The following is a 22,323-nucleotide window of genomic DNA, read 5'->3' as shown; positions in this document are numbered from 1 at the left end:
TTTTACAATACGCCACGAGGCAAATGAATACCTTTTGTCCGTATAATGCTTTCCTGAACCTTTGGAGCTTCTTTCTGCTTTTCTGCCTGCTCCGGAGCATCTTGTTTGGTTTCTGGTGTAATAGATAGCTGTATCTTTCTTTCTACGGCAGCCAGTTCCGTTTTGAGTTCGCCCAGTTTACTTTCTTTCGACCAAGTACCGTTAACCACTTCCTGAAGAATGGGCAGGTCTTTTTGTATCTCCGTAATTTTCTTGTGCTCCTGCTCGATATAGCCGGGCAATTTCTCCAGTGCATTAAGGAAGTTCGTAGCAGCCAGCTTTTCATCTTTAGCAATCACACCGTTGTTGTAGGTATATTTGATATTGCCCTCGCCCTGTACCAAAAAACGGTTTACCCTTATATCCACACCCTCTTTTTCGGACATTTCCGTTTTTACCAAAAGCGTAAATCCGTATAACGTACCGATTTCTTCATACTGACCTCCGGTTCGGGCTTTGTCCGCAATCTGGTTGAGTTTTGCACCGATTTGTTTAATATCGGCATTGGGCGGTAAGCCATCCAACTGTACAGGATTTACGATTGTACCGTCTGACCGTTTTTGGATACGCTCTTGCAGATTATTCCAATCAAGGCTCATACGGTTTAAACGAGATTGAGTGCTTTGCAACATTTCCGTATAATCTTCCAATTTGTACTTCGCACTATACTTTGAACGGTTGAACGCCTGTTTTTCGCTTTCCAACCCGGCAATCTGTTTTTCCAATTTGGCTTTATCCAACAGGTCTGTATTTCCTGATAGGATAGCCACGTATTCCGAAAAATTCATTCCCGATTTTTCGTCCATACTGCCCTCGTCAATAGTACGTTTGCCGAGGTTATTGTTTTTTAATTGGTCTATAAAAAGTTGCTTATTGTACAACAGATTGAACTTGTAACTATCCAATGATTTTTCTACGGCATAGATAATCACATCTACTTTGTTATCGGCAAAGAATTTGGCAATCTCATTACCTTTTCGAACGGCTCTGCCGTCCCTTTGAGCAAGGTCGCTTGGTCGCCACGGCGTATCGAGATGATGAACGGCAACGGCTCTTTTCTGTGCGTTCACGCCAGTTCCGAGCATACTTGTGGAACCGAACAACACACGGATTTTGCCCTCGTTCATTCCTTTGATAAGTTCCTTACGTTGCTTATCATTTTTGCCTTCCTGTATAAAACGGATTTCGTTTGCAGGTATGCCGTGGTCTTCCACGAGCTTGCGTTTGATTTCGGAGTACACATTCCATTCGCCCGGCTTGTAGGTTCCCAAATCGGAGAAAACGAACTGTGTTCCTTTCTGTGCGTTGTATTGGTTGTAATACTTGGTAATGTTTGCCGCACAATGCGAAGCCTTGTTATCGGGGTGGTCATCATACGCACCGCTTACCATCCGCATATCCAAAGACATTTTACGGGCGTAGTCCGTTGCGATGAGCATCTTTGCTTTTTCTTCCGATGGAGATAAAGGTGCTCTTCCGAGTAGTTCTCCTTTTCCTGTTTTTGCAAATTCCATCAGACTTTGGATAAATTCTTCCTGGTCGGGAGTAGGCGGTATATTGTACAACACCTCGTTCTTATTGGGGCGGTCAATTCCTATATCTTTTGCCGTTCGGTAATCCGTAATTTCGGAGTAGAATTGTGCCAGTTCCGGCACTTTGATAAAGTATCGGAAACGTTCTTTAGCTACAATGTTGTTAGCAACAGAAAATTCATAATCGGTCGTTTTCCTTGCATAGATAGCTGCCCACGCATCAAAAGAATGAATGCCCTGTTTTTCCAATGCCCGTGGTCGCAGGTATTTGAACAGCAGATATAGTTCCGTTAATGAGTTGCTGATGGTAGTTCCTGAAAGAAAGGTTGCTCCCATATCCGCATTGGTACGCTCCTGAATAGTACGGATAGCAAAGAGCAGGTTCAATGCTTTTTGGCTTCCGTCCACATTGCCCAATCCGGCAACCCTTGTATGCCTTGTGTTGAACATCAGGTTTTTGAATTGGTGGCTTTCATCAACGAACAAGTGGTCAATGCCCATCATCTTAAAATCCACCACATCATCTTTTCGGTTTTCAATATCGTGTTGCAGGGTTTTGAGCTTGACTTCGAGGTTTTCTTTCCGCTTGATTACTCCGGCAAGCATCCCTCTGGTAACTTCCTTGCCTTGCGATTGCAGGGCATCGAGGTTACGCTCTACGCTGTCTAATTCTATTTGGAGTATTTCTTTTTGAATTTCGGGCGATTGCGGTATCATTCCGAATTGGTCGTGTGTCAGTATCACACAATCCCAATCGTTGTTTTTAATGTCGCCAAAAATCCGCAGGCGTTTTTGGGGCGTAAAATCTTCCTTGCCAGGAAACAGAATTTTTGCGTGTGGGTAAGCCGTGCGGTAGGCTTCGGCAATTTCGTGAACATTGCTTTTCAGCCCGATAATCATAGGCTTATGGGCTAACCCCAAACGCTTCATTTCCTGTGCAGCCGTACACATTACCAACGTTTTTCCTGCACCTACTTCGTGGTCGCAAATTGCCCCGTTGTTGAGCTTTATCATCCAAACGGCATCCTTTTGGCTCGAATACAGGTCATTAATGCCTAAGCCCTTGCAGTCTAATCCCGGAAACTCCTGATGTGTGCCGTCGTAGTTAGGGCGGACGAAACAGTTAAACGTATCATTATATTGGTCGGTCAGCCTTGTTTTGAACTCATCGTTTTGGGCGTGAAGCCAATCGGTAAAGGCGTTGCGGATTTCATCAATCTTAGTATTCGCCATTTGTATGGCTTCCATATCCCGCACTTTGACATCTTTGCCTTCAACCGTTATTGTTTTTGAAATATCGGGCGTGGTATTGACAAGGGCGTGTTTGAGCAGGGCAATCCCATCATACGTCCGGCTTTGGGCTTTGACGGCGTATTTCTCCCAAATGTGTACGTTCTTCTGTTTGCAGGTTACGGAAAAGTCATCGGCACTGTCGGAATAATGGACACGGACTTCTGCATCGAACAGGTGCGATGCAAACCGGGCATAAATACCTGTGGGTATCCAGCGTTCGCCCAGATTAAAATCGAGTTCTTCAAATTCAATTCGTATTGGTCTTGCTTCCTCTAATACGGTAAGGCTTTCTTTGGCTTGTGTATCATCGGGATTGCTTTCGAGATAGGCTCTGACTTTCTCCGCTTTTTCCACTACGTTCCCTGCAATCCAGCGTTCGGCTATTTCATATTCCTTTTGAAGTGGATTGTAGTAGATACGACCGTGTAAGGCTTCTTTCAAAGCATCGTCAGGCATACCGCTGATTTCGGACATAAAGTCCAAATCCACGCTTCCGTACTTGTTCAACGAAGCTGATAACGCTTCTTCGGGATTATCCGTTGCTATGGTTATAGTAGAAAAACTAACAGGTCTGCTGAATATATCGGCTTTGTGTACCACGCCACCAATAACACGTTCCAAATAAGGGATTTCCTTACCGGAACTATCCGTTTTGATGAGCTTGATATTATCGGCACTGTTGAGGTTGCCGTACCTTTTAATAAAGGCATCGTAAAGGCGATTAAGGTTTTCCCTTTCTTCTTTGTATTCGGTCTGATGCTGTGCCTCTTTTGTGTAAAGCTGTTGGTAAACATCACGCACCCCGATATACGCTTCGGCTCTTGCTTTCTGTAAGGTCGGTAACTGTAAAGGGTGGAATACAGCCGTACCGTCTGCTATATCTACATCTTGCAGATGACCGACCCAACCATTATCCACCACAAGGCAATCGTTGCGATGGAACGATTGCAGTTTGCCACTGTACGGAGCAGGTTCGGGAATGGTATCGGGAATAGCTGGCTTATCAGCTTGGCCATTCTCATTGATACTTGAAAACAGGTCGCCGATAACTTCCTGTTTTTTGCCGTTGGCTGATGTATTTCCATTGGTAGGTCTATTAGTAACAGGAGGCGTATAAGGTTGTTGCATCGCACTGAACAGGTCGGTTTGGCGACCTATTGCACGGCGGTTTGTTTTAGTGCTTTGCCTTTTGGCTTGCGTGGTTCTTTTGGGCGGAGCAGCAACCATTACAGGTTCGTCCGCATTTTCAAACAGGTCGAAGATGCTTAGTTGCTTTAATTCCTGTGGGCTTTCCCGATGGGTTACAGGCGTGGGTACAGGTTGCGGTTTTGGCTGAATGATTACAGGCTCAATAACCGGAGGTGTAACCGTTGGTTCAATCGGAATTTGTATTATAGGTTCATCGTTCCGTTCGCCTTTGTACAAACCTATATTCAGGTGCTTGCCAAAATCTTCGGAAAGCATTTGTTTTAAATCTTTGGCAATTCCCTCAACGCCGTCTTTATGCGTATAGATTAATGCAGGTTGTCCGTATGGGTCGGTATCTAATTTACGTTCGGTATGCACAATCCTTGTGTTGTCCTGAAAGAGTGCATTACCAGGTGTATTGTATTCTGTTTGCCTGCTTTGGCAAAACAGATCTTCCCTTTCGGTCAGATTTTGTTTTGCCGTATTCTTTTGCAGGATAATCAGGTCGCTTCCGACTTCTGTACCTGCATATTCTGTAAAAAGATTGTTGGGTAAGCGAACAACCGAAACCAGATTATTATCCTGCATTAACGCCTTGCGTATGGGTTCGTTCTTAGGGCTGTTCAGAATGCCCTGTGAAGTAATGTAAACCAACAAACCGCCCTCACGGAGCATATCAGCACCTTTCAGAAAAAAGTAATTGTGTATGCTTCGGGCTGCCTGTACTTTTGCACTGTCCCTGCTACGGGAATAGGAAAGGTCGAAAACGGAAGTATCGCCAAATGGTATATTGCTGGCAATTACATCATAGCTGTTTTGTTCCTTTTCGAGAATTTCTTCAAAACCACTTACACGGATATTGCTTTCGGGGTAAAGCTGTTTTAAAATCTTGCCTGTGAGCAAGTCTTTTTCATAAGCGGTAATACTTTGTTGGTTTTCCGAAAAGGACTGTACGAATGAGCCGATACCTGCGGACGGTTCAAGGAATTTATCAATGTTCAGACCTCTTTCACGCAAGGTTGCGGAAATCGCATCTATTACCTGTGGCGGTGTATAAAAAGCTGTCAGTACGGAACTTTTCATACTGTCCACATACCTGCGGTATTGCTTATCGTCTTCGGAATTTTCTTTGAGCAGTTGGTGGAGTTCCTGCGTAATAGGGAAAAGGTCGTGTTCGGTTTTTCTCCAATGATTGATGTCTATTTCGTTGGCTATGGGGTTCAGCACGAATTTAAGACCGCCAAATCCGCTGTATTGCATCATTAGCAGTCTTTCGCCTACGGTGGCTTGCCGTTTCTCCTTTTCCAGTTTAAAAGCAATTCGCAGGGCATCAATATTCTGTTGGAGATGTTGCTTCTTACTGAAGCCCATTTTCCTCTATCCATATTGCGATGGTTCCAGTCAGTTCGGTATAGAGTAAATCAAACTCATAACCGTAGGCGAAATCATCGGTTAATTCATATCCTGCGAGAACAGCCTCACAGACAGGGAACATTTTAAGGGCAAACGGTCGCAGTTCCTCATCTGCCATTACGGTATCAAACTCATTGCATACCACCTGAAAAACAGTGTCGAATTTGGAGAAGTGTAAGCCCTCAAAAAGTATGTAGTTGGCTATTTCATTGCATTGCTCAATGGGGTTTCCCGCCCTGAAAGCACCCTCATAAGCATTGGAAGCCCACGAAGAACGCTGGTCGATAAATTTTTGGTCGTGTGCCTTTTCGGGGAAGCTACTGTTTAACAGTTCTTGCAGTCGTAATCTGAAATACGATAGGTCTTTTTGCTGTACATCCATACTATATTTTGTTTTAGAATTTTACTTAAATCCTAAAATTAGAAGCAGGAGCAAATGCCTATGAGAATGTTGCAGGGTTTGGCTTTGAAAGGCAGGATTTGGCGTAATAGGCAACAAAAAACCTCCGATAATTCGGAGGTTCATTTTTATGGCTTATTCAAGATTTGAAGCATCCTGCCGACTTCAATATCCATTCTTGAAAAGGCAAACCATTTTTTGCCCAGGTCTTTGAGTGATGCCCCGATGTGGTAGAGTTCTGTATGGTCAATAATCAAGAAACGGTCGTGGGCATCGGAGAAAAGCTCAATATCTACCGGAGGATATTGGCTATTGTAGCGTTGTAAATCCAACCGTAATTGATTACTGATATTTTTAGTAAGGATTGTGGCTGTTACATTGTCTTTGCGTTTCCCCAATAACGTAAGCACGGTATCATCCACATAATTATCAAGCAGGATAATGGAACTTGTGGCATTGCGGATAATATCGGAAACAAAGGCATAGGCATCAAAAACCTGCCCGTTATAGAAAATGCCTTTTTCGCTGTGCAGCTTATCACTTTCCAAAGCCTTAAAAATCTCTTCAAATTTTTGGTCGGCTTCCAGTTGCTTTAACTCGATATTATCCAAACGATGAAACAAAGAAGCATTGCTAATAAGCATACGCCGCATTTCTACAAAGGCTTCCATTATTTCAACACTCATTTTAACGGCTATGTCTGAACGGAGTATGGCAGATGCCATTGCAACGCCTTGTTCGGTAAAAACATAGGGTAAATAACGTCTGCCGCCGTAGCTCAAACTTGAGGTTCCAATTTGGAACCTCAAGTTTTCAACTTCCTCTTCGGTCAGTTGAAAGCAGAATGATACAGGAAATCGCTCAATATTTCTTTTAACGGCTTTGTTCAGGTTCTTTGTTTCTACCTGATATAAGGCAGCGAGGTCACTATCCAACATTACCTGTTTGCCCCGGATAGTATAAATCAGGTTCCTGATTTCTTTGGGTACGATTGACGGTTTATTTTCCATTGCGTTTACTGCTTTTGTTTTTCTCAAACTCAAAAGAGGTACTACAATCGGCATTCAACACGATATACGCATCGAATTTCTTACCTGCTTTGCTTGTCATTCCTTTGATTAAAGAGGTTTTGCCTTTATTGACAAGGCTTGTTACATTTTCGATACTGATTTGCACACCGCAGACGATACGGAACTGTACCCAACTACAAACCTCATCGGGACACTTCACAATTTTATCACGGATAATGAGTTGCTGGCTTTTGCATTTAGGGCAAACCAACTTCGGTAGGTTGTTTTGAGCAATAGAAGTTTGCAGCAATTCATCGGTAATGGATTTGGCATAGGTTTCCATTTCCTTTTGAAATGTTCCGGCATCCGCTTCGTTGTTCTCGATTTTCTGCAATGCCAATTCCCATTCGGCGGTCATTGCCACATCCGCAATTTTTCGGTCTTTGACAAGCCCGTACACCTGCAATCCTTTTTCCGTAGGGATTAATGAACGTTTATCCCTTTGGATATAATTGCGGGTAAACAGGGTTTCGATAATGGCGGCTCTTGTAGCCGGAGTACCGATACCGATATTTTTGAGGGCTTTGCGCTCTTCCTCGTTCTCGATTTCTTTCCCTGCGGTTTCCATAGCCGACAAAAGCCCGGCTTCGGTGTAAAGCACTGGCGGTTTGGTCTGCTTTTCCAAAACGGCGGCTTCCTTTATTTTGAGTTCATCGCCTTTATTCAGTTCAGGTAGTTCCTGTACCGGCTCTTCGCCATCATCGGTAAAACTTCCTTTGATGGAACGCCAACCCGCTTCCTGAATTTTACAGCCTTTTGCCGTAAAGTCGTAATGCAATACCTGTAATGATACATCGGTTATTTCTTTGACACAGGCTTGTGATATGGCTTCGAGCAACCGAAGCGCAATCATATTGTAAATCTTGTTTTCGTCTGCATTGAGTACGGACGGCACTTTATCCGTAATCAACAAACCGTGATGGTCCGTTACACGGAGGTCATTCACGATACGTTTGTTGAACCGTCCCCATTTGATTTTGGTAAGGGCTTGCTTGCAATCTTCACGGTTCTGCAATGCCCGCACAAGGTTTGGAATTTCAGCCCACATATCTTCAGGAATGTATTTGCTTCCGGTACGTGGGTACGTGATAAATTTCTTTTCGTACAGGCTTTGTGCGATATTAAGCGTTGCTTCAGCAGATAATTTCAGTCTTTTGTTAGCTTCCTTTTGTAAGCCTGTCAAATCAAAAAGCAAGGGCGGTTGTTCTGTAACGCTTTTGGTTTCTACCGAGGTAACAGTTGCCGTTGTGCCACGCTGAATAGCTCTAAGGGTATCATCGGCAAGTTGCTTTTCTTCCCATTTGGTAGCGGAAATACTTTTGAAATCAACCTGCGTTTTGTTGTGCATCAACTGTATCTGCCAGTATTTCTTTACCGTGAAATTCTTATTGTCAAGGTAGCGTTTGCATATCAAAGCCAGTGTGGGTGTTTGCACTCTTCCGAGCGAATAGATACCGTTACCTGCGGCTATACTCAATGCCTGTGTAGCATTGATGCCTACAAGCCAGTCGGCACGGCTTCTGCCTTGCGCAGCCTGGTACAATCCGTCAAATGCTGCCCCGTCTTTCAGGTTGTCAAAACCCTGCTTTATTGCCTTTTCGGTAAGTGAACTTATCCAAAGGCGTTCAAAAGGCTTGTTGCATTTCAGGTACTCATAAATGTACCTGAAAATGAGTTCGCCCTCACGACCTGCATCGGTAGCAACGATGATGCTGTTGCTTTGCTTAAAAAGTTGCTCAATGACTTTCAATTGCTTTAATGCGCCAGTATCGGCGGTGTACCCTTTATCTTTTTTGACCTTGCGGACGGTCAATAAAAACGGGTTGGGCAATATCGGCAGGGATGCTTTATCAAATCCCGAAATGCCATAATCTTCGGGCATTCCCAGTCCTATTAAATGACCGAATGCCCACGTAACAAAATAGCCGTTACCTGTCAGGTAGCCGTCCTTTTTATCGGATGCTCCCACAAGTCCGGCTATTTCCCTTGCTACGCTTGGTTTTTCTGCAATAATTGTTTTCATATCGTACTACATTTTTCTGCCTTTGGATTTTGCAGGGGTTTCGGGCTTTTCCTGTTGTTCCTGCTGCTGCTTGTTTTTTGGACTTTGCTGCCCGGACTTTAAAGGCTCTTGGACGTTTTTGGTCGCTTCGTTGGTTTTGCCCTCCGAATTGACGGCAGTCTGCGTTTTGTGGGCTTCGGTGGGTTTTACTCTTTCCTTATACTGATTGGGAAACTCGAACCCGGTTTTTCCTGTATCCTTATTGAAAGTGATATAGCCCTGATAAGGTTGCCCTTTTTTATCTTTTAATCCATCAATGTAGATGGTTTGACCTGCTTTGAAATCCTTATGTTGCTCATCGGTCAGCTCTTTGCCCCTAAATGTTTTTGGAGCTTCCTGCGGTTGGCTTTGCTGATTATTTTGTCCTTTGCTTTGGGCTTGACCGTTGCTTTGGGTTTGCCTGTTGGAATTATTGCGGTCAAACAGGAACTCCACATAACGCTTGTCTGCATTGAACTGTACTGTTGCCGAGAACTCCGTTCCTTTGGTGGAAATCATACCCTCTAACTTTAGCGGTTTACCCTCCATTAAAGTTTGCTTTTGTTCCTCATTCAGCTTTACGCCCTTAATTTCATCGGGAATTTTTATGAACTCTGTCCGTAATGCAATTACATCGTTTGTCAGCCTGTCAATACTGATAATAGACGGCATCAATTCGCCTGTTTTGGAATTTACCAAATTAACGACACGCCCCATATTGCCCGTTTCGAGCAGGTTTTTCTTGTCTTCATCGGTAAACTTGTGACCAAAAAACTCGAAGTGGAGGTTAGGCTCTTTTTTGATACCGTGTATTGCTACGATAACATTTCCATCTTCGGCTTGCTGTAAAGACAGGCGGGCATCTGTGCGAAGAACAGAACCTCCGAAATTAACGCCAATCGGTAAAAGTTCATTGGTTTTGTAACCTCGTAGCAAAGGGTCAAGCAGGTTTCTTTTTTCAAGATATTCCTTGCTTAACCCGAGATTTTTCATTGTGTCCCAATCAATCTGTTCCGGCTTGTAGCGATATTCGCTTACTTCCGGTGTTGTTTGTGCTGTTGCCATATTATTTTGATTTTCTTGTTTTTTATCCTGCTGTGGTTCTGTCTTCACTTCGTATTCTTTCATCACTTTTTCGCCCTCGGGAGTAGGCTTATCTACCTGCTTTTGCAACTCCTGTGCTTTATCAATAGCAAGAGGTGCAGGCACTTTGAAGAATGAAAAATTGGTAGGGTTCTTTAACTGACTGAAAAAATTGGAAAAGAAGTTGGAAAAGAAATCACCGCTTTTGTCCACACGCATAAACTGGTTTTGGTTCTTCTTTGTGGGTTCTACGGTTTCCATTTTCCCGTTTTCGTCAATACTCTTTACGGCTTGGATTTTCATTTTCTCTTTATCCAGCACCAGTAATATGTCCGATAGCTGTTCAGGCATATCCTGTTTATTAGTTGTTTCTTCGCTCATAATCTGAAAATTTTAAAAATTCACTGTCGAATGTAAAGGAAGCCTTCACTGATTTGCATTATGTGGCAGTCAAAGGCAGTGTTTGTCACTTATTGGCATCCAGTTTGGGCAAGGGAGGGTTAAAACTTTCCCTGATGAACTGATGCACATCGGACAGCTTGTAATACAGTTTTCCGCTAATGGTATAATAAGGGAGCTTGCCGATGGAGCGATACCGTTGCAGGGAACGGTTACTTATTTTCAACATTTGCAATAAATCCTGATTATCCAGTAATTCCTCGCCGTCTATGCTGTTGCGCTTCTTTTGTAAATCGTCTATGTGGTTGCCGAGAATGTCAAGCCTATCCATTATGCGTTCCATCCACGCCACAAATTCCATTTTGTCGATATTCATACGAGTACGCCTTTAATTATTACCTGATTTCAGCTTTCTGCCTTTTTCGATATAGCTTTTGCCTTTCGCCATAAGCTCTTCTACATATTCATTGGTGGTCTGCACAGCGTTTGCGTTGAGCATTTCCTTGATAGCACCAATCGTATAGTAATACTGTCCATACATTTTTGAAAAAGCAATCTGCCCGTTGGTACGCATACGCCACAATGTTTTTTCGCTGATGTGGAGATACTGGCAGACTTCGTGATTGTTGAGCCATAAGCTATCGTAACTTGTATCTTCAAGTTTGAGGATATATTCGCTTATGGCTTTCAACCGTTCATTGAGGTGCTTCCACACTTCTTCGTCAACTGTTATAATGTTCATAGCACTGCTGTTTAATGTTCACAGGACAAAATTCAGAACTGTGGCAGTGTTTGTCTGCCAATGCTTGCCAATTGAAAAAGCGTTTTTTTGAAAATTTTACAATTTGTCGTAAACCCTTATTAAATAAGAGTTTCGGTAGATTTTCCCATTTTTCGGTTATGGAAATAAGTCCATTTGCCAATTGGCATATATGGGTAAGTGCAGGCACAAAAAAAAGCAATACGGAATGTGTATTGCTTTCAAACCCTTTACGGACGGACTATTTATAAATCCTTATCCATATATTCTTCAAGAGCCTGTTTCAACTGGTCTAAAAATAATGTCCGTGAGCCTGCACGGGTTTTCATTCTATGGAATGCGTGATGCACATCGGTCAGTGAAATTCGGAATAAGACCTGCGAAATGGCAGTGAGCTTTCGGATGCCGATTTTACCACCTGAAATAGCGCCCGATGCGTACAGGGCATACATCAGCTCAACCAGTGCGTTTTTGCTGTCCGTCCAAGAAAGTTCTTTGATACCTTCTGCGTTCTGAAAATATACATCGAGATTATCTTCGGGGTTGATTTTGGTTAAGAGGTAGGCGTATAATAGGTCATTAGCGATGATGCGGGCTACTTTGTAATCGTAATAGGTAGAGAATTGCGGGTCGATTTCAAAGACGTAACTGTTAAGCCCATCGAGGTAATTTATCTGCCCTCGCTTAAAGTATTCGTTATCCTTATCCACCCTGCCCGAACGGTAGTACCTATAAAAATGGGAGTTGCAGATATGTTCCCTAAATTCAATCTTTAACTCCTGTAAATGGTTAGCGAAATAAGTATGATACATTTTCCCGTTATTAACCGGGCAAGCGGTTTCTATCCGGTAGAGCTTATTGTAGTAGATGAGTTTGCCCAGGATTTGGGGTTTAACCATTTTGAAAAACTCAATCTCTTTTGCCTCATTGACAAAGCCCGAATTTAAAACACATTCTTTTGACGAAACCAGTAGCTCCTGAAGATAAACCGTCATTTGAAAAGCCTCTTCAATCAGCCCCGAGCACGTAAGTGATAGTTTCCGTTCCTTCTCCTGAATTTCGCTAACAATATTGCCTAATGATTTTCTCATAGTAGGGAGGATTTTGTTACTGATACTTTGTTACTGATACAGTGTACCTGCACAAATGTTATTAATAAACAGGGATTTAACTGCCAATATGCCCCTACAATGGGGAAGATTTTGAACCATTTATGCCTGTTTTCTCCTGTAAAAAACCTTACCCGTATCACTTAGTCGCTCACAATCAATAAATACTTAAATTTTAATCCTAAATTTGTCTTTGCGTATTTATGCAATAATATGAACAGTGATTTAGGGAAATATGAGCAAATTATTTATCAAAAATATGGTCTGCAACCGTTGTATTCTCGTAGTTCAAAACGAACTCGACAAGCTCGGTATAGAGGCTAACAATATAAAGTTGGGCGAAATAACCCTTAAAAAAGATTTAACCACAAAAGAGCGTGAAGCATTGGAAAATGTTTTAGACCCTTTGGGCTTTCAGGTCATTGACGACAAAAAGAGCCGGATGATTGAGAAGATAAAAAATGTTATCATTGATTTGGTGCACCATCAGGACAATGATGCCAAAACCAATCTTTCGGATGTATTGAGCGATGCGCTGCACAACGACTACAACTATCTTTCCAACCTGTTTTCCGATATTGAGGGCACGACCATTGAGAAATATTTTATCGCACAGAAAGTAGAAAAGGCAAAAGAGCTTTTGGTATATGATGAGCTGTCTTTAAGCGAAATTGCCGACCGTATGAATTATTCGAGCGTGGCGTATTTGAGCAACCAGTTCAAGAAAGTAACCGGACTTACACCAAGCCATTTCAAGCAGATACGGGAAGACAAGCGCAAGCCTTTGGATAAGGTTTAAGTAAATCTTACAAATCAAACCCATAATTTCACAATAGAACTCCCCCTTATTGTTGCCAACTTTGCAATGTGAAAACAAAGCAATCGAAATATGGCAACAAATAAAGAAACAGTTTACATTCCTTTAGAGGATGTAGAAAGCGAACACTGTGCATTGATAGTCGAAAAAGGACTGGCACAGGTAAAAGGCGTAGAAACCCACAAAGTAGAGCTAAATAACCGCAGGGCGGCTATTACCGTAAATGATAACGAGGTAGTAGGAGAAGCTGTAAAAGCGATTAAAGATTTAGGCTACGGCGTTCCAACCGTTAAACATACATATCCCGTATTGGGTATGACCTGCGCATCTTGTGCGGGCAGTGCCGAGAGTATGGTAAAATACGCTCCGGGCGTGGTAGATGCTTCGGTAAACTTTGGTACGGGCAACCTTACCGTGGAGTTCCTGCCGAATATGACCAATTCCGAGCAAATCAGAAAGGCGGTACAGGATGGCGGTTATGACTTACTGCTTGAAGACGAAAACAAGCAGCAGGAAACATTAGAAGCTATCCACGCCGAAAAATTCAGAAAACTTAAAAACAAAACCATTTGGGCGGTAATCCTATCGCTTCCGGTAGTCATTATCGGTATGTTCTTTATGGATATGCCTTACGGTAATGAGATAATGTGGGCATTCTCCACTCCGGTAGTCCTTTGGTTAGGTAAAGACTTCTTTATTAATGCGTGGAAACAGGCAAAACACCGTTCTGCCAATATGGATACCCTCGTAGCATTGAGTACAGGTATTGCTTATATATTCAGTGTATTCAATATGCTGTTTATGGACTTTTGGCATCAGAGAGGCTTACACGCTCACGTGTATTTTGAAGCAGCCGCCGTTATTATCGCATTCATTCTGTTAGGTAAGCTGCTGGAAGAAAAAGCCAAAGGAAACACCTCATCAGCTATTAAAAAACTGATGGGCTTACAGCCGAAAACGGTTATCGTGATAGAAGCTGACGGTACGGAAAGACAAAAAGCCATCGAAGATGTGAACGCAGGCGATATTATCTTAGTTAAGCCAGGCGAAAAAATTGCGGTAGATGGTATGGTGGTATCGGGCAATTCGTATGTAGATGAAAGTATGCTAAGCGGCGAGCCTGTACCTGTACTGAAAAAAGAAAACGAAAAGGTATTTGCAGGTACAATCAACCAAAAAGGCAGCTTCCAGTTCAAGGCGGTTAAAGTGGGCAAAGAAACAATGCTTGCCCAAATCATCAAAATGGTACAGGATGCACAGGGAAGCAAAGCTCCGGTACAGAAATTGGTCGATAAAATCGCAGGTATTTTCGTTCCGGTAGTAATGGGTATTGCTATCCTGACATTTGTACTATGGTTCATTTTGGGTGGCGATAACGGTGTAGTACAGGGATTATTGGCAGCCGTTACCGTATTGGTTATTGCTTGTCCTTGTGCTTTGGGCTTGGCAACACCAACCGCTATTATGGTGGGCGTTGGTAAAGGTGCTGAAAACGGTATTTTGATTAAAGATGCGGAAAGTCTGGAATTGGCTAAAAAAGTAAACGCTATCGTTTTAGACAAAACCGGAACCATTACCGAGGGAAGACCACAGGTTACAGGCATCCAATGGCTGAACAATGACGATGCGACCAAAGATATTTTATTGAGCATCGAAAAACAATCGGAACACCCGTTGGCGGAAGCCGTTGTTAAACATCTGGACGGAGTTTCTACCACTACGTTATCAAACTTCGACAGTATTACAGGTAAAGGAGCAAAAGCCAATCACAATAACGAAACCTATTTTGTAGGTAATAAAAAGCTCTTAGCTGAAAACAAGATTACCATTGGGGAGCAACTGCAACTGCAAGCCGATGAATGGGGCAAACAGTCCAAAACCGTTATTTGGTTTGCAAACAGCAAACAGGCACTTTCGGTAGTGGCTATTTCCGATAAAATCAAAGAAACATCGGTAGCAGCTATCAAAGAAATGCAGGATATGGGCATTGACCTGTATATGCTGACCGGAGATAACGAAGCAACTGCCAAAGCCATTGCACAACAAACAGGTATCAAGCATTACAAAGCGGAAGTATTGCCACAGCACAAAGCCGACTTTGTAAAAGAACTGCAACAACAAGGCAAAGTGGTAGCGATGGTTGGCGATGGTATCAATGACAGTACAGCTTTAGCAACAGCCGATGTCAGTATCGCAATGGGTAAAGGTTCGGATATCGCAATGGACGTAGCTAAAATGACCATCATTTCATCAGACCTTACCAAAATACCACAGGCAATAAGATTATCAAAGCAGACCGTTGCTACCATTAAGCAAAACCTGTTCTGGGCATTCATCTACAACCTTATCGGTATTCCTATTGCAGCAGGTATTCTTTACCCAATCAACGGCTTCTTATTAAACCCGATGATTGCAGGAGCGGCAATGGCATTAAGCAGTGTGAGTGTGGTAAGCAATAGTTTACGTTTAAAATGGAAAAAATAACTTCTAAAAAATTAAAGACAATGGAAAAGAAAACACATTTTACGGCAGAGCAAGCCAAATCTATTGGCGACCAGTTGAATATTGACTGGAATAAAATTCCATTAAATGAGTTTCGTGTAGGGCTTGAAGTGGAACTGGAACACGGCTTGCAAGATGAGGCAACCAATGTAACAGGTAATGACCCTATTCTTACGGCAAAAATTGCCTTATCCCACTTAAACGCATTTTCAGATTATTATACAAGATTGTACAAAGGTTTTGGAATGGAAGTTCCACAATTAGGCAACGAATAATTAAGAAAGAATATGGGACACGACCACGGGCACAGCCACTCGCACAGTGCGAATAAAAAGACCTTAACCATTAGCTTGGTTATCATTACGTTGTATATGGCAGTAGAGGTAATCGGCGGATTACTGACAAACAGCCTTGCATTATTAGCAGATGCCGGACATATGTTGAGCGATGCGGTATCATTGTTCATTGCATTGATGGCATTTAAGTTCAGCAGCAAGGTAGCCGACTACGGCAAGACCTACGGCTACAAAAGATTTGAAATACTGGCGGCGGTTATCAACGGCGCAACGCTGATTTTGATTTCAGCTTATATCATTTACGAAGCGATAGAACGCTTCCAAAACCCGCCGGAAATTCAATCAAGCGGTATGCTCATCGTGGCATTCATCGGCTTACTCGTTAATGTGCTTGTAGCCTGGATAATGATGCGTGGGGCTGACGTAAAAGAAAACCTCAATATGCGTGGCGCATACCTGCACGTAATCAGCGATATGCTTGGTTCGGTTGGTGCTATCATCGCAGCCTTGCTCATTATGTTCTTTGGTTGGGGATGGGCAGACCCATTGGCAAGTGTTATCGTTTCCATACTGGTATTGAGAAGCGGTTATTTAGTAACCAAATCATCGGTACACGTATTAATGGAGGGCACACCGGAGAATGTTGAGGTTGAAAAGGTAACTGGAAAAATCCTGAACACCAACGGTATCAGCGGCATTCACGACCTGCATATCTGGACGATTACAAGCGGTTTGAACGCCCTTACCTGCCACGCCGTAGTTGATGAAAAAATGACGATTGGAGAAAGTGAAGTAATGCTTCGTAAAATAGAGCACGATTTGGAACACCTGAACATTCATCACGTAACTATTCAGTTAGAAACACCTGCCCATACACACGATAATTCAGTATTGTGCAATGTAAAGGCAGACCCATCAGGACACGACCATCATCATCATTAATTCAGTTGAATACTATTTAAAAACAAGTTTTAATCTCTAAAAAGGAAATAGAAATGAAAGTGAGCAAATTATTGATAGGCGCATTCGCCTCGTTAACTATCCTCTTGGCATCTTGCGGTGGCGATACCAAAACAGCAAAGGACGGACACGTACACACAGCGGGCGATGGACACGACCACGCTACGGAACAGGTTGAAAAACCTGCCGAAAAAACAACCGCAAAAAACAGAAATGAAAAAGGCGAATTAGTTGATGCGTCAGGACACCTGATTACGGGTTGTCCGGGGCATAAAGAAATGATAGGTTCGCAGGGCGATATGTGCCCGAAGTGCGAATATATGGTAATGATACCTATCACTTGGGATATTACAGGAGTAGATACGGTAAGGGTAACTGCTTTGGCAGACTACAACCCACCTGCGGATAAACTGAAAAAATAATCATCGAATTTAGCTTTATTGCGTTTGCTTAACGGTAGTTCCATTCAACAGGAACTGCCGTTTTTTTATGCACTTCCAAATCAGTAAATATCACAAATCTATCAGGGAAAAGCGTAATAAGGAACTGCCGTAATGTGCTGAAATTTGCAATATCAGAAAACAAATAAAATCTCAAATAGAAATGAAAAAGTTAGTGTTAGCATTGTCGGTAATCGCTTTTACTGCCTGTAACAATACACCAAAAGAAGAAAAGGCAAAGGAAAGCCTTTATCCCGAAACAGAAGAAACGGTTGCACCAGCAGAAACTGGTAACGAAGCCGTAATTACCATTAATGGCGGAGATGATATGAAATTCGACAAGACCGAACTTAAAGCCAAAGAGGGACAAACTGTAAAGCTCATTCTGAAGCACATCGGCAAAGCACCGATTGAAGCTATGGGGCACAATGTTGTCATTCTTGCACAAGGGACAGACTTTAACGCCTTTGCCAATGCATCAATAGATGCTAAGGAGAACGGCTACATTCCAAAGGGAATGGAAAACTCCATTATTGCCAAAACCGATATGATTGGCGGCGGGCAAACCGCCGAAATCACCTTTGCTGCTCCGGCAAAAGGTTCGTATGATTTCCTATGCTCGTTTCCTGGTCATTACATCTATATGAAAGGCAAGTTCATTGTAGAATAATACGGCAATTTCTAAATCAGTAAAAATCACAAATCTTACAAGGAATAGCATAATAGTAACTCACCGTTAAATACGGAAATTTGTAGAACAATAAAAAAAACAAGTTCAAAATGAAAAATGTAGAATTAAGCATACCAGATATGCAAAGTGCACACTGCCAGGCAAGAGTAAACGGTGCTATCAAAGACATAGACGGCATCAAAATCGAAAAATTAGAAGCAGGAAAATTGGCTGTTTCAGTTGAAAGCGATGAAGTAAAAGAAGAGCTGGTTGAGGCGATTGAAAAAGCAGGCTACAAAGTTGGCGGCGACAGCAATGAGGCTTCAAGTTGCTCAACCGGATGCTGCAATTAAATTTGGGCAATCCCGGGAATGTATGAAAGTGCGTCTCCGGGATTTTTTTCTCGAAACTATTTCAAAGAAAATATGAAACACTTTAGAACGTTGTTCCATAAATAAGAAGCTATGTCACATAAACAAAATTCAGGCGACTGTTCGGAAATAATGACGAAAGTTTGCGGGGTAGCAGACCTGAATATTCAGACACGATTGGATACAGGTACATCCGCACCATTTACCGTCCAAATTACTAACGAGCTACAAACGGATTACCAGCAGTTGAATAACCTGCTCCTTGTTAAATGCAATATCACCCTTGAAATTATTTTTATAAAGCGTATTATCGAAAAGGTAAAAGAATTACTGGTGTACACCGAACAATCCATATCGCAGATAGCAAAAGCATTAGGCTACCAAAAGCCGACTGAACTATCGGGTCAGTTAATAACCTATACAGGATTAACGTCTGCACATTTTAAGCAAATACGAAAAAACAAGCTCGAAATCATCAAAAGACAGCAGGATAGACAAAACAAATTATAATGTCAGAACAGCAAACTTTTAAATAAAAGTCTTCATTAACCTCTCTTTGTGTACTAAAGCAGAGGTTTTCTTTTTATAAGCAATGGAAGACAGGAAACTACCGAGAGATGAAGAAATACACGTGGCAGACACACAAAATTATAAAGGAAACCGAAGACACCATTACCATATACTTTGACACAGCGCAGCAGGCATTTACCTATCTGCCCGGTCAATACCTTAATATCAGGCTTACGGTAAACGGCGAACTGCTCATACGTTCGTATTCGTTCAGTTCTAAGCCGTCTGAAGAATTTCCCGCCGTTACCATTAAAAGGGTCACAGGCGGAAAAATGAGCAATTACATTTTGGATAATGCAGACCATATCGAAAACTGGGAAATAGAAGCACCCTTTGGAAACTTTGTTTTGGAAAAACCGATAGCAGAACAATCCCAAATCGTACTATTGGCAGGCGGCAGCGGTATTTCGCCGTTATACGCAATGCTGAAAAGCATTGAAAGCACCAATCCAATTCCCTTACTGGTGTACAGCAACAAATCGCCGGAAGATACTATATTCTGGAATGAACTGGAAGCGATGCAGGCGGATGAAAAGCTGAACATCTGCTATTCCTTTACCGCACCCGAATTTGTTTCAACCAAAATCAACCACGTTGCAGGCAGGTTCAATTTGCTTGTTTTGCGTTCCGTCATCAAAAGACTGGTTGGCGAGGTTGCCGAAGCCCATTATTACATCTGCGGACCCAATGGGCTGATGGATTTGTACAGGGATGCCTTAACGGGCTTGAACATTCCCGAAACGCATATCCATTTGGAATACTTCGACCCCATACCGATAGATGCGGGCAATATGGAAACGGACGGCAATGCCAAAGATGTGATTGTAAACTACTACGAGGAAAATTACATTAATGATGAAACGCAGACTTTTGAATGTACATCGCTCATTGAGGTTCAGCCGAAGCAGTCGCTTTTGGATGCGATGAAAGCCCATCATATCAATGTGCCGAGTTCTTGTAAGAACGGAACCTGCGGAGCTTGTTGGGCTGTAAAGACAGACGGAGAAGTTCGGATGCTAAACAATGCCGCATTGACCGAACAGGATATTGCAGAGGGAATAATTTTGCTTTGCCAAAGCTACCCGATGAATGCGGATGTTTGTGTTACGGTACAGTAATACCGCACACAAGTAAGTTTATAATATTTAATGTTACTGCACCGATTTTCATAAAATTTCACAAAACAAAACCGGAATATCATAACACTTTGTAGGTAGCAAATGCAGAATTTTGACCCCTGAATAAAGGGATTAATACAATTTTTAGAAGCTATGACACTATTAATAAAAGGAATGGTGTGCAATAGATGTATGTATGTTCTTGAACAGGAAATGACAGCTTTGGGTTTTGAGGTTTTGGATATAAAACTGGGACAAGTGGTTTTAAAAGATACGGAAGACTTTTCGCAGAAGTTGGGAGCAATCAAAACGATGCTGAAAAGCAACGGATTTGAGCTGATGTACGACAAAAACCAAAAAACGATAAACAAGATAAAAGAGTTGGTAGAAAAAGGTATCAGGATGCAACTGGATAGCGGAACGCCTACCAAATTCACGACCTTAATCAGTAATAAGCTGCACAAGAACTACGATACATTGAGTGCCTTATTTTCTTCGGCAGAGGGAATAACACTTGAAAAGTACATCATTCATCGGAAAATTGAAAAGGTAAAAGAGCTTTTGGCAGATACCGAAATGTCTTTGACCGAGATTGCCCACCTATTGGGGTACAGCAGTCAGGCATACCTTTCCAACCAGTTGAAAAAGCACACAGGCTTTACATCAAGCTATTTCAGGCAGGTAAAGCAGGAGCACGAGCATACCCTAAATATGCAAATGGACGAAGAGCATACCCCGCATTAAGGGTTTTTCAATCCATCAACAAGGCAATACGCTGAATTTATTAATGCGGACATCGGAGCTACTGAAACATCAGTAGCTCTGTTTGTTTACGGCACATACAAGCCATTCAAAAAAGTAAATTTCACAACTTTTACCCGTCATTTCGTATGGCTGCTCTATGGCGCTAACCCGACCTTTGCTCCTGATATTTTAAGATTTTCAAAGTTTAACAACAAATAAGATGACAGATACAACAACTGCACTTAATCCGGCTATTTGCAGGAGAACCCCGTTCCGTTTTACGCCCGAACAAAGGATAACAAAAAAGCTATTCAGCATTTGCAACCAGGTTCCCAAAACTGACGGATAGCTTTTCCATAGAATTTAAAAATATGTTGAAACAGGAAAAATCAATAGCGCATTGCTCCAAAAATTAAGTAACAAAATAAATTTAAAATGAGAACACATAAAATTGGCTTGCTATCCCTCTTCGTAATGGGAGCAGGCTTAATACAAAGCTGTAAGCAACAAGCAGAAAAACAGTTAAAAGAGGAGCCTCCGGTAGTAACCGTAGCCACCATCAACAGTTCGGAAACAGAGCAGTCCGTTTCCTATTCGGGTTCTATTGTACCCGATAATATGACTACCGTAAGTTTTGCCGTAAGCGGAACAATTAACAGTGTGGGCGTAAATGAGGGACAACGTGTAAGCAAAGGACAATTCCTTGCAAGCATTGATGCCACCGAGTACGAAGCCGCATTGCAGATTGCCAATGCAAGCCTTGAACAGAGCGAGGATGCGTTCAGAAGATTTGATGAACTGTACAAAAAAGGGAGCTTCCCCGAAAAGGATTACATCGACATCAAAACCAAAGTAGCACAGGCGCAGGCAAACAAAAAGATTAACCGCAAGCGCATTTCCGACAGCCGCCTGCATTCGCCTACCAACGGAATTATAACCGTGAAAGCCGCCGAGGTGGGCGGTATCGCAGCACCGGGAGTACCTGCCTTTACCATCGTAAAAACGGATATGGTATATGCGCAGTTCGCAGTACCCGAAAGCGAAATCGGGAACTTTAAACAAGGGATGCAGGTGGATATGCACATACCTACATTGCAACGCAATTTCACGGGCAAAATCACAATCATCAATCCCGTGGCTGATGAAATTTCCAAAGCATATACACTGAAAGTACGCCTTGACAATCCCGGTGGTGTGCTGATGCCGGGAATGATTACCCAAGTGCTTGCAGGCGTTCCAGTTAAGGTTAAGCAGGTACGTGTACCGCTTACCGCTATCGTGAACAACGTTGATAAAATCCCTCACGTGTACGTGGTAGATAAGAACAACAACGCCAAGCTGACAAGGGTAACCGTTGGCAAAATCGTAGGCGATGAAGTCATTATTACCAATGGGCTTGAAGAAAACCAAACCATTATCCTTGCCGGACAAAAAAACGTCAAAGACGGGCAAAAAGTAAAAGCAGAAACAGCATCGGTAACAACCTCCGCTCCAAAAACTGAATAATT

Annotated in this window: 19 protein-coding genes; 11 read left to right on the top strand and 8 right to left on the bottom strand. The window is 42.5% G+C overall.

Annotated elements, in window-relative coordinates:
- Positions 1-2 precede the first annotated feature (2 nt).
- The 8 genes from AACP56_RS09715 to AACP56_RS09680 form a co-directional block, all read right to left on the bottom strand.
- Complete coding sequence (locus AACP56_RS09715) at positions 3-5,423, bottom strand: N-6 DNA methylase (RefSeq protein WP_120181169.1); 5,421 nt, start codon at positions 5,421-5,423, stop codon at positions 3-5.
- Complete coding sequence (locus AACP56_RS09710) at positions 5,410-5,847, bottom strand: DUF1896 domain-containing protein (protein ID WP_120181168.1); 438 nt, start codon at positions 5,845-5,847, stop codon at positions 5,410-5,412. Before AACP56_RS09710 ends, AACP56_RS09715 begins: the two co-directional genes overlap by 14 nt.
- A 146-nt stretch (positions 5,848-5,993) precedes the next feature.
- Positions 5,994-6,875 (bottom strand): ORF6N domain-containing protein, encoded by an 882-nt coding sequence (locus AACP56_RS09705; protein WP_249601199.1) that lies wholly within the window; start codon positions 6,873-6,875, stop codon positions 5,994-5,996.
- Positions 6,865-8,958 (bottom strand): type IA DNA topoisomerase, encoded by a 2,094-nt coding sequence (locus AACP56_RS09700; protein WP_249601198.1) that lies wholly within the window; start codon positions 8,956-8,958, stop codon positions 6,865-6,867. The genes AACP56_RS09705 and AACP56_RS09700 overlap by 11 nt, the downstream gene beginning before the upstream one ends.
- Before the next feature lie 6 nt (positions 8,959-8,964).
- Positions 8,965-10,440: a DUF3945 domain-containing protein gene (locus tag AACP56_RS09695; protein ID WP_249601197.1), complete on the bottom strand. Its 1,476-nt coding sequence runs from the start codon at positions 10,438-10,440 to the stop codon at positions 8,965-8,967.
- A gap of 85 nt (positions 10,441-10,525) precedes the next feature.
- Positions 10,526-10,834 (bottom strand): helix-turn-helix domain-containing protein, encoded by a 309-nt coding sequence (locus AACP56_RS09690; protein WP_002978404.1) that lies wholly within the window; start codon positions 10,832-10,834, stop codon positions 10,526-10,528.
- A gap of 12 nt (positions 10,835-10,846) precedes the next feature.
- A complete protein-coding gene (locus tag AACP56_RS09685) occupies positions 10,847-11,200 on the bottom strand; it encodes a helix-turn-helix domain-containing protein (RefSeq protein WP_249601196.1) in 354 nt (117 codons plus the stop codon).
- 263 nt (positions 11,201-11,463) lie between these two features.
- Positions 11,464-12,309: an RteC domain-containing protein gene (locus AACP56_RS09680; RefSeq protein ID WP_249601195.1), complete on the bottom strand. Its 846-nt coding sequence runs from the start codon at positions 12,307-12,309 to the stop codon at positions 11,464-11,466.
- A gap of 253 nt (positions 12,310-12,562) precedes the next feature.
- On the opposite strand from AACP56_RS09680, the gene AACP56_RS09675 reads away from it, so the two are divergent.
- From AACP56_RS09675 to AACP56_RS09625, 11 genes are all read left to right on the top strand, one after another.
- On the top strand, positions 12,563-13,126 hold the full coding sequence (locus AACP56_RS09675) for a helix-turn-helix domain-containing protein (RefSeq protein ID WP_339337327.1): 564 nt from the start codon (positions 12,563-12,565) through the stop codon (positions 13,124-13,126).
- A 90-nt stretch (positions 13,127-13,216) separates the two neighbouring features.
- Positions 13,217-15,628, top strand: a complete 2,412-nt coding sequence (locus AACP56_RS09670) for a heavy metal translocating P-type ATPase (protein ID WP_225603962.1) — start codon at positions 13,217-13,219, stop codon at positions 15,626-15,628.
- Between the two features lie 20 nt (positions 15,629-15,648).
- Positions 15,649-15,921 (top strand): DUF5661 family protein, encoded by a 273-nt coding sequence (locus AACP56_RS09665; protein ID WP_225603961.1) that lies wholly within the window; start codon positions 15,649-15,651, stop codon positions 15,919-15,921.
- A gap of 12 nt (positions 15,922-15,933) precedes the next feature.
- Positions 15,934-16,884: a cation diffusion facilitator family transporter gene (locus tag AACP56_RS09660; RefSeq protein WP_225603960.1), complete on the top strand. Its 951-nt coding sequence runs from the start codon at positions 15,934-15,936 to the stop codon at positions 16,882-16,884.
- 53 nt (positions 16,885-16,937) lie between these two features.
- On the top strand, positions 16,938-17,324 hold the full coding sequence (locus AACP56_RS09655) for a hypothetical protein (protein WP_225603959.1): 387 nt from the start codon (positions 16,938-16,940) through the stop codon (positions 17,322-17,324).
- A 181-nt stretch (positions 17,325-17,505) separates the two neighbouring features.
- Positions 17,506-18,012 carry a plastocyanin/azurin family copper-binding protein gene (locus AACP56_RS09650; RefSeq protein WP_225603958.1) on the top strand — a complete coding sequence of 169 codons (507 nt, stop codon included), beginning with the start codon at positions 17,506-17,508 and terminating at the stop codon, positions 18,010-18,012.
- A 110-nt stretch (positions 18,013-18,122) separates the two neighbouring features.
- Positions 18,123-18,365 carry a heavy-metal-associated domain-containing protein gene (locus tag AACP56_RS09645; RefSeq protein ID WP_225603957.1) on the top strand — a complete coding sequence of 81 codons (243 nt, stop codon included), beginning with the start codon at positions 18,123-18,125 and terminating at the stop codon, positions 18,363-18,365.
- Positions 18,366-18,476: 111 nt separating this feature from the next.
- Positions 18,477-18,893 (top strand): hypothetical protein, encoded by a 417-nt coding sequence (locus AACP56_RS09640; RefSeq protein WP_225603956.1) that lies wholly within the window; start codon positions 18,477-18,479, stop codon positions 18,891-18,893.
- A 107-nt stretch (positions 18,894-19,000) separates the two neighbouring features.
- Positions 19,001-20,071 (top strand): iron-sulfur cluster-binding domain-containing protein, encoded by a 1,071-nt coding sequence (locus AACP56_RS09635; protein WP_225603955.1) that lies wholly within the window; start codon positions 19,001-19,003, stop codon positions 20,069-20,071.
- 153 nt (positions 20,072-20,224) lie between these two features.
- Positions 20,225-20,815 (top strand): helix-turn-helix domain-containing protein, encoded by a 591-nt coding sequence (locus tag AACP56_RS09630; RefSeq protein ID WP_225603954.1) that lies wholly within the window; start codon positions 20,225-20,227, stop codon positions 20,813-20,815.
- A 435-nt stretch (positions 20,816-21,250) separates the two neighbouring features.
- Positions 21,251-22,321: an efflux RND transporter periplasmic adaptor subunit gene (locus AACP56_RS09625; protein ID WP_225603953.1), complete on the top strand. Its 1,071-nt coding sequence runs from the start codon at positions 21,251-21,253 to the stop codon at positions 22,319-22,321.
- The last annotated feature ends 2 nt before the right edge of the window (positions 22,322-22,323 follow it).

Origin of the sequence: Croceitalea sp. MTPC6, assembly GCF_036985525.1 — a bacterium.
Classification (GTDB): Bacteria; Bacteroidota; Bacteroidia; order Flavobacteriales; family Flavobacteriaceae; genus Croceitalea.
This window is presented reverse-complemented; position numbering and strand designations above follow the sequence as displayed.

Bases quoted from the DNA above. Each gene is read 5' to 3' on its own strand.
- AACP56_RS09675 (WP_339337327.1), top strand. From the start codon at position 12,563: ATGAGCAAATTATTTATCAAAAATATGGTCTGCAACCGTTGTATTCTC.
- AACP56_RS09670 (WP_225603962.1), top strand. From the start codon at position 13,217: ATGGCAACAAATAAAGAAACAGTTTACATTCCTTTAGAGGATGTAGAA.
- AACP56_RS09630 (WP_225603954.1), top strand. From the start codon at position 20,225: ATGACACTATTAATAAAAGGAATGGTGTGCAATAGATGTATGTATGTT.
- AACP56_RS09625 (WP_225603953.1), top strand. From the start codon at position 21,251: ATGAGAACACATAAAATTGGCTTGCTATCCCTCTTCGTAATGGGAGCA.
- AACP56_RS09700 (WP_249601198.1), bottom strand. From the start codon at position 8,958: ATGAAAACAATTATTGCAGAAAAACCAAGCGTAGCAAGGGAAATAGCC.
- AACP56_RS09680 (WP_249601195.1), bottom strand. From the start codon at position 12,309: ATGAGAAAATCATTAGGCAATATTGTTAGCGAAATTCAGGAGAAGGAA.
- AACP56_RS09695 (WP_249601197.1), bottom strand. From the start codon at position 10,440: ATGAGCGAAGAAACAACTAATAAACAGGATATGCCTGAACAGCTATCG.
- AACP56_RS09665 (WP_225603961.1), top strand. From the start codon at position 15,649: ATGGAAAAGAAAACACATTTTACGGCAGAGCAAGCCAAATCTATTGGC.
- AACP56_RS09655 (WP_225603959.1), top strand. From the start codon at position 16,938: ATGAAAGTGAGCAAATTATTGATAGGCGCATTCGCCTCGTTAACTATC.
- AACP56_RS09690 (WP_002978404.1), bottom strand. From the start codon at position 10,834: ATGAATATCGACAAAATGGAATTTGTGGCGTGGATGGAACGCATAATG.
- AACP56_RS09650 (WP_225603958.1), top strand. From the start codon at position 17,506: ATGAAAAAGTTAGTGTTAGCATTGTCGGTAATCGCTTTTACTGCCTGT.
- AACP56_RS09715 (WP_120181169.1), bottom strand. From the start codon at position 5,423: ATGGGCTTCAGTAAGAAGCAACATCTCCAACAGAATATTGATGCCCTG.
- AACP56_RS09635 (WP_225603955.1), top strand. From the start codon at position 19,001: ATGAAGAAATACACGTGGCAGACACACAAAATTATAAAGGAAACCGAA.
- AACP56_RS09640 (WP_225603956.1), top strand. From the start codon at position 18,477: ATGTCACATAAACAAAATTCAGGCGACTGTTCGGAAATAATGACGAAA.
- AACP56_RS09705 (WP_249601199.1), bottom strand. From the start codon at position 6,875: ATGGAAAATAAACCGTCAATCGTACCCAAAGAAATCAGGAACCTGATT.
- AACP56_RS09685 (WP_249601196.1), bottom strand. From the start codon at position 11,200: ATGAACATTATAACAGTTGACGAAGAAGTGTGGAAGCACCTCAATGAA.
- AACP56_RS09660 (WP_225603960.1), top strand. From the start codon at position 15,934: ATGGGACACGACCACGGGCACAGCCACTCGCACAGTGCGAATAAAAAG.
- AACP56_RS09710 (WP_120181168.1), bottom strand. From the start codon at position 5,847: ATGGATGTACAGCAAAAAGACCTATCGTATTTCAGATTACGACTGCAA.
- AACP56_RS09645 (WP_225603957.1), top strand. From the start codon at position 18,123: ATGAAAAATGTAGAATTAAGCATACCAGATATGCAAAGTGCACACTGC.